The sequence below is a fragment of the Milkweed yellows phytoplasma str. MW1 genome, assembly GCF_000309485.1.
Taxonomy (GTDB): Bacteria; Bacillota_I; Bacilli_A; order Acholeplasmatales; family Acholeplasmataceae; genus Phytoplasma.
In genome coordinates, this window is the sequence record NZ_AKIL01000006.1 from 1 (window position 1) to 13,948 (window position 13,948).

13 protein-coding genes and 1 tRNA gene are annotated in these 13,948 nt (G+C 27.9%); all 14 read right to left on the reverse strand.

Annotated elements, in window-relative coordinates; translation table 11 throughout:
• Positions 1-189: 189 nt before the first annotated feature.
• The gene (locus tag RI76_RS00075; protein WP_261974321.1) at positions 190-921 is read right to left on the reverse strand and encodes a hypothetical protein; all 732 of its coding nucleotides are present in this window, start codon (positions 919-921) and stop codon (positions 190-192) included.
• A gap of 98 nt (positions 922-1,019) precedes the next feature.
• Positions 1,020-1,811 carry a lysophospholipid acyltransferase family protein gene (locus RI76_RS00080; RefSeq protein WP_017192085.1) on the reverse strand — a complete coding sequence of 264 codons (792 nt, stop codon included), beginning with the start codon at positions 1,809-1,811 and terminating at the stop codon, positions 1,020-1,022.
• Positions 1,811-2,302 carry a dihydrofolate reductase gene (locus RI76_RS00085; RefSeq protein ID WP_017192086.1) on the reverse strand — a complete coding sequence of 164 codons (492 nt, stop codon included), beginning with the start codon at positions 2,300-2,302 and terminating at the stop codon, positions 1,811-1,813. The genes RI76_RS00080 and RI76_RS00085 overlap by 1 nt, the downstream gene beginning before the upstream one ends.
• Complete coding sequence (locus RI76_RS00090) at positions 2,299-3,165, reverse strand: thymidylate synthase (RefSeq protein WP_017192087.1); 867 nt, start codon at positions 3,163-3,165, stop codon at positions 2,299-2,301. Before RI76_RS00090 ends, RI76_RS00085 begins: the two co-directional genes overlap by 4 nt.
• Positions 3,166-3,376: 211 nt before the next feature.
• Positions 3,377-3,465 (reverse strand) — tRNA-Ser (locus RI76_RS00095).
• A gap of 62 nt (positions 3,466-3,527) precedes the next feature.
• Complete coding sequence (locus tag RI76_RS00100) at positions 3,528-4,715, reverse strand: acetate kinase (protein WP_017192088.1); 1,188 nt, start codon at positions 4,713-4,715, stop codon at positions 3,528-3,530.
• 415 nt (positions 4,716-5,130) lie between these two features.
• Complete coding sequence (locus tag RI76_RS00105; protein WP_017192089.1) at positions 5,131-6,660, reverse strand: 2-hydroxycarboxylate transporter family protein; 1,530 nt, start codon at positions 6,658-6,660, stop codon at positions 5,131-5,133.
• Positions 6,661-6,795: 135 nt separating this feature from the next.
• Positions 6,796-7,311, reverse strand: coding sequence for a DJ-1/PfpI family protein (locus RI76_RS00110; protein ID WP_017192090.1), 516 nt, complete (start codon positions 7,309-7,311; stop codon positions 6,796-6,798).
• A gap of 356 nt (positions 7,312-7,667) precedes the next feature.
• Entirely contained in the window at positions 7,668-8,519 is an 852-nt protein-coding gene (truB, locus tag RI76_RS00115) for a tRNA pseudouridine(55) synthase TruB (RefSeq protein ID WP_017192091.1), read from the reverse strand.
• Between the two features lie 41 nt (positions 8,520-8,560).
• The gene (locus RI76_RS00120; RefSeq protein ID WP_017192092.1) at positions 8,561-8,875 is read right to left on the reverse strand and encodes a thioredoxin family protein; all 315 of its coding nucleotides are present in this window, start codon (positions 8,873-8,875) and stop codon (positions 8,561-8,563) included.
• Positions 8,876-9,068: 193 nt separating this feature from the next.
• Positions 9,069-10,574, reverse strand: a complete 1,506-nt coding sequence (locus tag RI76_RS00125) for an ABC transporter ATP-binding protein/permease (RefSeq protein WP_017192093.1) — start codon at positions 10,572-10,574, stop codon at positions 9,069-9,071.
• Between the two features lie 211 nt (positions 10,575-10,785).
• Positions 10,786-11,808 (reverse strand): HD domain-containing protein, encoded by a 1,023-nt coding sequence (locus RI76_RS00130; RefSeq protein ID WP_017192094.1) that lies wholly within the window; start codon positions 11,806-11,808, stop codon positions 10,786-10,788.
• 14 nt (positions 11,809-11,822) lie between these two features.
• On the reverse strand, positions 11,823-12,806 hold the full coding sequence (locus tag RI76_RS00135; protein WP_017192095.1) for a CCA tRNA nucleotidyltransferase: 984 nt from the start codon (positions 12,804-12,806) through the stop codon (positions 11,823-11,825).
• Positions 12,799-13,653 carry a DegV family protein gene (locus tag RI76_RS00140; RefSeq protein ID WP_017192096.1) on the reverse strand — a complete coding sequence of 285 codons (855 nt, stop codon included), beginning with the start codon at positions 13,651-13,653 and terminating at the stop codon, positions 12,799-12,801. Before RI76_RS00140 ends, RI76_RS00135 begins: the two co-directional genes overlap by 8 nt.
• Positions 13,654-13,948: the final 295 nt, after the last annotated feature.

Genomic DNA, 13,948 nt, shown 5'->3' on the forward strand with positions numbered 1-13,948 from the left:
TACATATTTCAATTTAATTATACATTAATTATAAAATAAATAAAGAAAATAAAATTTATTTACTTTTCCTCTCTTTTTTTACGACAAAAATAGGTTAATGACGTGATATTTTTTTCACTTTTTAAAGAAGAAAAAAGGAAATAATCTAGAAATAATCTTCTTTTTCAACTAAAATAATCTTTTTTCATGTTAATGAATTTTACTATCATAAAAATGATTAGTTTTTTTTCTTAAAAAATTTAAACAACATAATAAATTGTTTTTTCTTTCGGACTTCTGTCTGTCATAAATCACTTTTTGTTTAAAATGTTGATAAAAATCAGTGATTTTTAGAATTTTTCCATCAGCATCGTATTCTATAAATCTTTGAAGATTATTCTTTAAACTTTGAGAATCGAAAAAATATTTCCAAGAACGCATCAATTGTCCTTCTGAAGTGTATTCTAACACTTGAGAAAGTTGTTCGTTGTCCGGGTGATAAATCTTTTCTTGAATTAAACCTTCGTCCGGAAAATTAATTATTTTACCAATGGTTTTGCCTTGCAGAGAAAAAGTTTCCCCCTCGTATAAAACACCTTTTTTATTGTATTGTCGGATAAAATGTATCTGATCGCTATTTTGATAATTTTCTCTCACAGTTTTTAATTGTCCGTTAGGGTAAAAATTTTTATAAGAAAGAGAAAAAGTACCGTTTTGATGAAATTTACTTTCTTGCAATAAGACGCCTTTTTGGTTATATTGAGCAAAAGTCAAATATGTTTCACCGTTGACGATTTCTGTTTTAATATTATTTTTTTTTCTTTTTTCATCTGGAAAAAAATCTCCCTCTTCTTCTTGATAATGACGAACCTTTTTTACAGAAGACAGATTTTTAGAAACATTTTTACTATTTTTGGATGGGAAAGGAAAATAAGTAATCATGAAAAAGAAAAACATACCCAAAAGAAATATTTTGGTTATTCGTTGAAAAAATAATTTGTTAAACATCAGGCTTGCATGCATACTTTCTGTTTTGTTTTTTATAAAGCTGAATTAATAATATCAGCTACTTCTTGACCTATTTGTTTTGTATTTTTGCCTTTATAATCTTCATATTTAATATGAGGGTGAATAATTACATCGACTTTTTTTCTTTTGAACCAAAATCTCTTTCTCATTTTATAAGCCCCTTTGAGAGTGATAGGAAGAATGTTTGCTTCGCCTTTAACAGCTATTTTATAAGCTCCATCTAAAGTGTTGATGATTTTATCGTTTTTTTTGTTAACAATACCGCCTTCAGGAAAAATAAGCATAGCCAGTTCTTGTTTCACATTTTCAATCGCTTGGTTTAAGTTTTGCGCTGTTGCGCGAGGATTGTCTCTGACTATTTTTAAACAATGAATAGAATTAAAATAATAACTTAAAAACCAGCCCCAACGACCTTTATACAAATCATCTTTAGGCGAGAAAGACATAGTTCTATCAACCGCACAAGCGATGATAAAAGGATCAAAATTAGTTTTATGATTAGAATAAATTACTAAATTCCCTTTATAAGGTATTAATTCTTGGTTATAAACTGTTACTTTAATGCGGAAAAATCTAAGAATTAATTTAGAGATGTTAGCGACAACTTTCTGTTGAAAAGAGTTGTTAATTTTTAACCTTCTGTTGATAAACATCATGATAAAAAGCATCAATAAAACCATAATCCAAGATAAGGCTAAACTAGCGAAAAAACTTAAAAAATAACCTTCTATACCACATTTACAATACACAATAAAGGAAATATAAAAAGTTAAAAAAGATGTGATGAAAAATAAAGTAAACATTATTTAACTTTGCCTCCTTTTTGATAAGTAGCAAAAATCAATTCTTCTTGGATATCTTTTTCTATGAGTTGGTATTGGGTCAAGTCTACGTAAGGAAAAAAAGAATCCCCTTGATACCTTTTTAAGATATGAGTGATATATAAAACATCAGCATAAGGCAAGGATTGAGTATAAATTTGGCTTCCACCTATAATAAAAATATTTTCTTCCGAATTTTGATACTTTTTTAAAAAAGCGATTAAATCGTTAACAATAATTCCGTCTGATAAATTGCCTTGTTGAGAATTGCTAGCGATATAAGCAGTATCAAAAGGTAAAGGTTTATTGCGGTAATATTGTTTTAAAGAAAGATATGTATTCCACCCCATTAAAACATTTTTTTGGAAAGTTTTTTTTTTAAAAAAAACCAGATCTTTAGGATAATGCCAAGGTAAATTATTTTTATTTCCAATTAAAAAATTAGAATCCAAGGCGGTAATCAAACTAATCATACTGCTACTTCTCCTTTTAAAGATGGATGATAATGATAATTTTCTAATTTAAAATCTTCAAAGCAGAAATCTTCAATGTGTTTTATTTGCAGGTTTAAAAGCATTTGAGGTAGTTTTTTTGGTATACGCTTTCTTTGAATATTGATTTGTTCCAAATGGTTGTGGTAAATATGTGCGTCACCTAAAGTATGAATAAATTCATCAGCTTCTAAACCGGTTACTTGCGCCACCATCATTAATAACAAAGAATATGAAGCGATATTAAAAGGGATGCCTAAAAAAACATCGCCACTACGTTGAAACAATTGTAAAGAAATTTTGCCTTTATTGACATAAAACTGCATTAAGACGTGACAAGGAGGCAAAACCATTTCATCTACCAAAGGCGGATTCCAAGCTGAAACAATTAAACGACGTGAATTCGGGTTTTTTTTGATTTCTTGAATGGTTTTTTGCAATTGATCTACTCCAGCAAAATCACGCCATTGTTTTCCATAAACAGGCCCTAAATCCCCATGTTTTTTTGCAAATTGAACATCTTTTTTAATTTTATCAATAAATTCTTTCTGACTTTCGCCTTGAAAATCTGGAGATTGACAAAATTTTTGATAAGGCCATTCATTCCAAATATTAACATTATTCAGCGCTAAGTAACGGATGTTAGTATCTCCTTTGATAAACCATAATAATTCATGAATAATAGAACTGAAATGAACTTTTTTAGTGGTAACCAAAGGAAAACCTTCCTCTAATTTAAAACGCATTTGATAACCAAAAATACTTTGAGTAACGAATTTAGTGCGATTTTCGCGCACTTCTCCTTTTTCTAAGATAAAATTGCATAATTCTAAATATTGTTTCATATGAATAAAATTACCTTTTTTATTTTGAGAAGTATTTTTTTAATATTAAAAAAATTAAATTTTTGGAAATGTATTATTTTTGTAATCTTTTAAAGAAAAGATTTAATCTGATTAAACCTTTTATTTAAAAGTTTTTGTGTTATAAAGTGATAAAAAAAATTAAAAAATAATCAAGAGATATTTTTTAACATTAAAAAAATATTTATTAATTTGGCGGAGGAGAAGGGATTCGAACCCTCGCATCTTTTCAGATCTACGCGCTTTCCAAGCGAGCCTCTTAAACCACTTGAGTACCCCTCCGATAATTTTTACCACTTCAACATTTAAGCAAAGTAAAAGCGGTAAAAAGGTTTTAAAAAAGATTAGTTTTTTTGTTTTAAAGCTACAACATCTCGAGCTATAGCTATTTCTTCGTTAGTAGGGATAACCATTACTTTAACTGAAGATTCAGGCATAGAAATGACTCTTTCTCCTGGCAGATGTTGATCGTTTAAATCTTGGTCTAAATAAATATTTAAAACTTCTAAACGTTGAACAACTTCTCTGCGGAAGAAAGAAGAATTTTCCCCTATTCCAGCTGTAAAAATTAAAGCATCAGCGCCTTTCAGTAAAACATAATAACTAGCGATATAATCAACAACTCTTTTGATTTGAATCTCAAAAGCTAATAAAGCTCTTTTATTATTTTTTTGAATCATGTTTTCTAAATCGCGTCCGTCATTAGAAATTCCTGAAACGCCTAATAAACCGGATTTTTTATTTAATTCATTAATCACTTCTTTAGCTGTTTTATTTTCTTTATCAGCGATAAAAGTGACAATATTAGGATCTACATTGCCGCTACGTGTTCCCATCGGCACACCTTCTAAAGGAGTGAAACCCATGGAAGTATCGACGGATTTGCCATTTTCAATAGCAGTTAAAGAAACGCCGTTACCAGCATGACAAACGATTAATTTTAAGTTAGGTTTTTGGAAAATTTCTTGTGCTTTTTGGGAGATATATTGATAAGAGATGCCGTGAAAACCGTATTTTCTAATTTTATATTTTTGATACCATTCATAAGGCGTTGCATATAAAAAATTTTGTTCTTGCATAGTTTGATGGAAATTAGTGTCAAACACGCCTACTTGTAAAGTTTGTGGCAAAACTTTTTTAAAGACTTTAATGCTTAAAAGGTTAGCAGGATTATGAAGAGGAGCTAAATTGTTTAAACTTTCAACTTGTTTAATGTTTTCCTCTGTTAAAACAACAGAATTTTTAAAATATTCTCCACCTTGAACAATTCTGTGGCCTACTCCATCAATTTCATCTAGCGTTTTGATAAAGTTTTTTTCAATTAAATAATCTAACAACATTTCTACCGCTTGTTTGTGGTCCGAAATAGTAACAATTTGTTCTTGCTTGTGTCCTGGAGTTTTAATTTTAAAAATAGTATTCATATTGCCTATTCTTTCAAATAAACCGTCACAAAGAACTTCTTCATTTTTCATATTTAATAATTGAAATTTTAAAGAAGAACTACCTGCATTAACAGACATGATTTTCATAATATATTTTTCTCCTTTTTATATTTTTTTCTAACATATTAGTTGGAAATATTTTCGTCAAAAACTTTTTTAATTGTATTCAAATTATAATTAAATTAAGCAACCTTTTTTATTTTAACATATAAAAAATATTAAAAATGTATTTTTGAAACAAAATTAATCTTTTATTTCCTTAAAATATCTATTATTGAATTGCTTTGGAACAATAAAAACATTTATGTTGCGCAGCGAAAAACTAAAAATAAAATAGATGGATAATTGTTAAATTTATTTTTTATCCCATTAAATGTCTTTTAGAATCAATGATTATAGTTTATCTTTCGCCTTAGAGCGATTATCGTTAAAAAAAAGAAAAAAACTAAACTGTTGTGACAAATAAAACAGTTTAGTTTTGGGATTTTTAAAAATTAATCGACTATAAAATAGATATTGTATAAAAAACAGGATAAAAGATGCTAGCGATAACAACCACTAAATCTCCACCAATACGAGTAGAAATTTGCGCATAAGGCATCAATTCGAAGGAATCTGATGCTTCTAAAATAGCTAAATTACCTACCCCGCCAATACTGTTAGCACAAAGACCGCCAGCAATAGAAGCTTGTACCGGATAATAACCCATTTTGTTTCCGACAATAGCAGACGTTAATGCGGTTGTTAATACAGCTAAAACAGAAACAATGAAAAAGTTAATATTACTTACGTTTTTTATCAATGCGTTAATATCTATCGTTACCCCGATAACGACCAAAATAGAGGAAGATAAGTTATTAGTCACTAATTTAGACGCTTGTTCGATGCTTTTAACGAAACAATCAGAAATAATGTCAAACGCTTTGAAAACTAAAACTAAAACCACTAAGAAAATAATAGTTGGTGGAATGAAATTTTCAACACTTGGCATTAAACATACAAGCAAAGAACGGATTAAAACACTTAAAGCGTATAAAGCGAAAATAGCTACAAAACCAGTTTTGATTTGTTCAAAAGTAATTTTGTTTTCTTCTTTTTTAACTTCTGCCGGATTTGCTTTTGCATTAGAAACAACAGCAGGCAAAACTTCTTTTTCTAACGAACCAGTTGGGCTGTTGAATTTACTTTTACCAAATATTTTTTTAATTAATCCACTAAAAATAACACTTACTATACCGCCAACCAATAAAGCAGTTATTATGTGCGCCGTAAACAATGCTTGAACAGTCGTTCCATCGACACCGCCTACACTCTCTTTTCCTTGTCTTTGGGAAAAAATAGTGGATAGAGGAATGATGCCGCAAGTCAGACCTCCGCTTGCAATAGGGACGAAAATATAAAATAAAGCATTTAAAGCACCGTTTTTGTCTTGCCCACTACCACCAAGACCATCAATACCACCTATAGGGTTTAAAAACCAACCGGCTATACCGACAAATGTAGCTGAAACAATTAAAGAAATAACTACTAAAGATAAAAATTTAAGACCATTTCTTTTCAACATTTCTTTGTCAATTCCTAAAAGGCTCCCAACCACTAAAGAAGCAACAAACATTTCAGAAAAACCGATAGTACCGTTAAAGATTTTTATATTATCTCTAAAAGCTTGTTGAAACAAATTGAATCGGAATTTATCGTTTAAAAATGTGCAATTATAATTGAAAATAAAAGCAGGCACTAATAAGCTTAAAATAGCTCCACCGCCAATATCTTTTAAAATAGGAGTTTTTTTACCTATTACTTTAAACAATTCAGCTACAACCATAGCAACCAATAAAACACCAATTAAATTGTGCCATTTTATTACGCCTTTGTCAACTGTGTCAACCTTTTCCACGCTAAAAGAAAAACCTAAATAAGCTATGGAAATAGCTAAAATGATTAAAATTAAATAAATAGGGAAACCTAAAATAGTTATTGGTTTTTTAGAACTTGGAGACGAAATATTTTTTTCAGAATTTTGTGTTTGCATTAATATTTTCTATTCTTCTTTCTTAAATTTTTTTATCATTATTTTTTATATTTAATGACTAAAATATTTCAACTTTTTTAGTTGTTTCTAATTAAGACTAAAAATATTTTTAATAATCGTTATTTATAACTATTATTAAACGATTAATTTATCTATCAAATGAGAGACAAAATCAAAAACTGTTGCTGGAGATTGAGAAGTGACAAAATTATCGCTCACAACTGTTGGAATTTCACTTGTATAATTGCCAGTAATATATTTCTCATAACCAGGATAACAAGTAAATTGATGATTTTCTAATAAATTAAGTTTCCCTAAGAAAGATGGCGCTGCACAAATAGATCCAATAATTTTGTTTCTATCGGCAAAATGTTTAATAATATCTAAAATAATTTGTAAGTCACGACCGTTTTCTTCTAATAATTGTTTTACATATGGGCCTCCTGGAAGAATTAAAAAATCATAATTATCATAATTCACTTGATCAATATACATATCTGCTTTAACTTGAAGTTTTTGCGATGAAAAAACATTTAAAGATTCGTTTAATGTCAAAGTAGTAACGTCTAAATTTGTTTTTTTCAGCAAAGCCCTCGTTACTAAAGCTTCACAATCTTCAAAACCATTATATAAAACTAATAAACCTTTCATAATTCTTATTCAATCTTAAATATCATTATCTTTTAAAAATAAAAATACTTAATAAAATTGATTCTCCTTTTTTATATAAAGTTGCACAAAAATTTATCTTGTTTACTATTAAATTTTATCATTAATTTATGATTATTTTTATATTTTTTCATTATTAATGAAATTTGGTTAAATTTCTTCTGATGGTAAAATTTATTTTATCTTTGTTTAAAACCGGAAATTAAAACCGGAAAACGATCTTTTTAAGGTATATTGGTTCTAAGGAAGAAAAAAATATTTGTTTTTAATAATAACAATAAAAAAAGACTTTAATTTATAAAGTCTTTTGGTTATGAAGCAAAAAAAGCTTTTGCTTATTAGAAAAAATATCTAGGACGGTATTTATTTTTTTCAATTGGTTCATAATAAGCGATCCAATTTGCTTTTTGATCTAAAACCACGAAATGTTCATCAGTTATAATCTGTCTTTCGTCTAAATAAACACCGTTTTGCACCAATCTAACTAAATAATCGTTTAAAACGATTTGTTTATGATTTTGAAATAAGATTTTAACATCGTTTAAATCGTCTAAACTAACCTCATCAATTGTTTTAGCGTGTTTCCGATAATAAGAACCAATTTGGGTTCTTGTTAAAGATTGTAAAGAACCGTAAGTATTCATTTTTTCCCCAATATCTCTCGCTAAGCTTCTAATATAGGTTCCTTTAGAAACATTAGTCACGAATTCTATTTGATCGTTTTTTAACGCTGAAACCATCTCTAAATGATATATTTTAACTTTTCTAGGAGCAACATCTATCTCGATTTTTTTCCTGGCTAAATCATATAATTTTCCCCCTTTAACTTTAATAGCGGAATAAAGAGGAGGTTTTTGTAGATATTGTTTTTGATCGAAAAAAAGAAAACTTTCTTGTACCATTTCATTAGTCAAAGGCATTTCTTTTTGAGCGGTTAAAGTACCAGTTATATCTAAAGTGTCGTATTGTTTGTTAAAAACCATACTCCCCTGATAACCTTTATTTAAATTTTCAAACAAAAAAGCTAATTTAGTTGCTCGATTGATTAAAACGATTAAAAGTCCTTTCGCCATAGGATCTAAAATCCCTGTATGACCTGTTTTAGCAAAATTAAATTTTTTTTTAATTTTATAAACGACATCATGTGATGTCATATTAGGTTCTTTATTTATTAAAAAAAATCCATCCATATTTCATTATTAAACACTGCTTTCTTTTTGATCAAAAACAATTATGCATTATTTTCTAAAAAAGATTTTAATTCTTCTGAAGAACAATAGCCTATTCTTCTTTTGATTTCTTTCCTGTTTTTATAAAAAACTAAAGTAGGGAAGGTGTTTACTTTATTTTCTTTCGTTATTTCTGGATGTTGATCAATATCAATTTTAACTAAAGAAATATTTTTATTTTTGGCAAAACATTCATCTAAAACAGGCGTTAATTTTTGACAAGGATAACACCAAGAAGCGTAAAAATATACTAAAACGAATTCTTGTTGATTAATTAACTGTTGAAAATCTATTTTTGGAGTAGTGTTGTCTGACATTTGTGCATAACCTTTCTAAATTATATTCAAAATTATTTTCTAATCGATATCATAAAATGATATTCATCATTATTATAATATATTGTCTCTTTTAAAAAAAATATTTACTCCTCAAAGAAGCATATTGTCTAGATATAAAAAACATTAAAAAAGACCTTTTTAAAAATAAGGTCTAAATAAAAATTTGTTGTAATTATTTATTTGCGATAACATCAATTGGCTTTTTGCGCGATAATGTGTAAATTGGAAGAGCAATAGAAAGGAATGTTAAAACGTAAACAAATAAATATTCCGCTCCTAAAATCCACCAAAATCTAAGCGTTGCCATTATTAAAAAACCTTTAAACCTTGCTTCTATTAACAAATAGAAAACTAAAATTAATATATTAATGGTTGTTGCGTAAATAAATCCTTCAGATAAGAATATTTTAGAAACTGTTGAACCTCGCGCTCCTAAAGCCCTTAAAGAACCAATTTCTTTCTTTTTCAATTTAATGCTGGTGTTGAAATACATGTATATCAACATAAAGGCAATAAAACTCATAACTATTAAAACAATAATACAACTATGGCGAAAATGATCAAACTGTTCTTTTGTAGCATTATATTCTTGTTCAATCCGCCAATTTACACCGTCTTCAATTTGTTTTTTCATTTCAGGGCTCGCATTTTCATAACCTGGAATTTTATTTAAGGCATGTTTCTGTAATGTTTCTTTAAAAAAAAGAAAAGTTTGTACAATGGTTGCAAAAATATTCGCCGTCCAAGCAACAATGAGCGCCGAAAACACTAATAAAACTTTTTTAGTTTTGAAAGCAGAAGCCCCCATTTTAAAAGCTTTTTTCCAAGGAAGTTGACTAGAAACATTTTTAAACATTACTGGTTGTTCTTCTAGAAGAACTTCTTGTGTTGGCGCAAATCCTTCTTTATGAGCGTTTTTAGCTTGATCTTGAATTTGTTGAATCATGTCTTCGTTTAAAACTTGTCCTTTAGTGAACTTAGGTTGTTTAGTTTTAACTAAGTTTCGGTCTTTAGTTAAATCTTCTATAATTTGACCATCTTTTAATTCGATCACACGATCTCCATATTTAAAAGCACTTTCAACATCGTGAGAAATTATAAGAACTAATTTATCTTGTGATAATTTTTTTAAAATATTAAAAATTTGTTCGCCAGTTTTCGAATCCAGGTTCCCCGTTGGTTCATCCGCTAAAATAATCTCCGGATTTTTAACCAAAGCCCGAGCGATGGCTATTCTTTGTTTTTGTCCACCTGATAATTCGCTAATTTTTCTTTCTTCATAACCTAAAAGTTCCATTTCTTTTAATAAGTTATAAATTAGTTTATTGTCCGGTTTTTGACCCTGAAGCTCATTTGCTAAAGCGATATTTTCATAAACATTCATACTTTCTATTAAATTAAATTCTTGGAAAATAAAGCCTAAAACGCCGTTTCGATAGTTGTCTAAATCATTTTGTTTTAATTCTTTTATAGAAAACTTATTAATTAATATATCTCCACTATCGCACTTATCAATTCCTCCCAACAAGTTTAAAAGAGTCGATTTCCCTGATCCTGATTTTCCTAAAATAAAGATTAAACCTTTATTAGGCAATCTTAAAGAGACATTATTTAAACCTATTGTAGGTACGCCGGTTTTAGTAACAAAATCCTTATTAATTTTGATTAACTCAAACATTTTTAAATCCTTTTCTTTTTAAAATAAATTGAACTAGTTCTTTTTTAATTTTGTAAAATGGAAAGGTTAAAAGTTTACTAGTTGACTTTTATTTTTTTCCTAATCAATTTATTTTAACACAAAAGAAATCTTTTTTGACAAAAATAAAGCTCCTTGTTTGAAATAAAACACGTCCTTAATTGTAAAAAAAAGAAATCTTGGAAGATCTTTCTTATTCTTTATTCTTGTCTTTTGCGTCAAATAAAGGTTTATAAAAATTTCTTTTACCTACAGCTGATAAGGGTTCTGAAAATTCTCCCAATGGAGTTTTTTCTAAAAGTTCTCCCAAAGTGGTTAATTTAGCGTCTATATCGTCTAAATGCCATAATAAAAGCGCTTCGCTAGTTTGAGGTCTTTTAGATGCTCCATATTCTAAAAGTCCGTGATGAGAAATTAATAAGTGTTTTAATAATGTTACTTCTTCTTTATCTTGATAACCTAAATTCAGCGCTTCTTCATGAATGTTGTTAGAACCTAACACTAAATGACCTAATAAAGAACCTTCTTTTAAATATTTTTTTTGGGAAAAATCGAATTCTTCTATTTTAGCCATATCATGTAAAATAATTCCAGCATACAATAAATCAACGTTTAAAAAAGAATGAATTCGTACGAAAGATTCAGCTGATTTTAACATATTAGTCGTGTGATAACCTAATCCGCCGTAATAATTATGATGCGTTTTTAAAGCTGCCGGCCAAATCAAAAAAGAAGTTTTATTTTTCAAATATAAATTAGTCGTGATTTCTTTTAATATTTTATTTTGAATTTTATCTAAATAAGTTTGAATTATTTCATCCACTAAAGCGAATGAAATAGGAGAACAATTAAAAAAATGCGAATAAAGTTCATAAGTTTGTTGATAATCTAATACATTCTCTATTAAAGTGTAATCTTGACAAATAAAGACCGTATTTTCTTTTTTTTCAACACAAATAACCGTAAAAAGATAAATCTTATCTTTAATGGGAGGAGTATATTGAGGTTCTAATTTAATGTTAACGCATTTTTCTTCAGGTAAAGAAATAGTCGTATTATAGAAGTCTTCTCCTTGGTTGATGCCAGTTACCTTCCCTATTAATTGATATTTTTTACCAATTTTTTGTTCTTTTAAAATATTACTTTGATTTTTATACATCTTTTTTCCTCTTTTTAATTCATTTATAAAAAAACCTTTATAAGTTAATTTTTCCATACTTTTTGTCTTCACTATTTATTTAAATTTAATTGTTTTTTTATTTGTTTATTTAAAGAAGAATGTTGTTGAGTGTTGTATTCTGATAAGAGATAATGTTGTTTTTGATACCAAAAAGCTATTTGTTGAAATAAGGTTTTTTCTTCTGATTTAAAAGGATAATCATTGATAATTTTTGGTTCCAAAAGAAAAGCTAAACTAAAAAATAATTCGTAAGTAAAATGGTTTATTTTATGTTCTAAGGTGAAAATAACAATTTTTTTAAAACTAGTTAGCACTTCAAGAGCGTTATGTTCTCGTAAAGAATGAAACGCTTTGGCAAGATTTTTCTGTTTTAAAATTTTTTTCCATTCTTTTAATAAAGTTTGCGGTTTTATTTTTGCCAATAAAACAATATTTTCTTTTAAAACTTTTTGCGTTTCAACTTCCAAATCAAAATTCAATTTAGCTTGTAGATAAAAAATCCTCATCATCCTTAAAGCGTCTTCTGTTAATTTTTGATACGGATCACCTACTGTTCTAATCAGTTTTTTGGCTAAATCTTGCTTTCCGTTAACATAATCGATTATTTCATCATCTTCATTTAATAGTAAGCTATTTATAGTGAAATCGCGTCTCATAAGATCTATTTTAATATCAGAGATAAAAGTTATTTCTGAAGGATAACGATGTGAGAGGTATTTCCCTTCTTTGCGATAAGTAGTGATTTCAAAAGAATGCCCTTCCCAAAAAATTTTTAAAGAACCATATTTCAGACCAGTAGGAACAGAAGGAAATAATTTTTGCACCACAGAAGGATGGGCGTTAGTAGTAATGTCTACATCAGAAAAAGACACATTTAACAATAAATCTCTTATTGCTCCACCAACGATAAAAGCTTCAAAATGGTTTTTTTTTAAAATTTTTAAAACTTTTTGAGCTGTCTTTATTTTATCTATTTGTTTATGATTAACTTTCATAAAAGTCTCTTTTAGATTATTTTTTTGAATTTTATACATCTTTTAAAATAATCCCTACTCCAACAACATTATTGCCAACATGAGCGCCTAAAGAAGGAGATGAAGGCATTTCTAAAATATCAGTTAAATTTAGTTCTTTTTCTAAAGCGACTTTAAAATCTTTTCTTAATTCAGGGTTTCCAGTAAATGACAAATGCAGAAGATATTTTTTATCTCTAGTATAATCTTTAATTTGGTCAATAATATAATCAAAAGCTTTTTCGGTAGAAAAAGTTTTTTGTATCATCACTATTTGACCTTTGTCATTTAGTTGTAAAATAGGTTTAACCCTAAAAAATCTTCCTAAAAAACCTTTTGTTTTAGTTAAACGACCGTTTTGGATTAATTGAGTTAAAGTATTAACAACAAAAAAAATCGTATTATTGGCTTTTATTTTATCTAAATGTTGAATAACTTCCGGAACAGTAGCTCCTTGTTTAAATAAACGTAGTCCTTCCAGAGCGAAATAACCTTCCGAAAAACCAACTGTATTAGTGTTATAAGGAATCACTTCAATTTCGTCTTTCACTATTTTTTGCGCTTGAACGACACCATTATAAGTACCACTTAATTGGGCAGAAATAGTAGTCACTAAAACCCTTTTATAACCTTTTTGAGCTAATTTTTTAAAATAATTTACCAATTCGCCTACTGAAATTTGAGATGTTTTAGGCACGAATTTCGGATTTTTATTTAAAATTTCGTAAAATTCATAAGCACTTAAATTTTCTCCGTCTATATATTCTTTACCATCGATATAGATTTTAATCCTTATTAAATCAATTTCACCAGCTTCAGAATAATAATCCAAACAACTAGTTGAAGTAGAAACTACTTTTGTATTCATATTTCTTTTTGCCCTTTGCCCTCTAATGTACTTGAAATTTAAACATAAATTGTTTTATATCAACATTATAACAAAAAAAAGATAAAAAACCATGATTTAAGAATCTCTATTAGAAGTGTTGTCCAACAGATAAACCATTATCTTAATGTATGAGCTTTATTTATCAATGATTAGAAACTGTCTAACTTAACGAACTTTTTAAAAACTATTTTGGCCCTTTTTTAATTAATAAAAAAAATGATTCAATTTATCCCAAAAATAACAAAAATATATTATAATTTAGTTAGTTAATTAT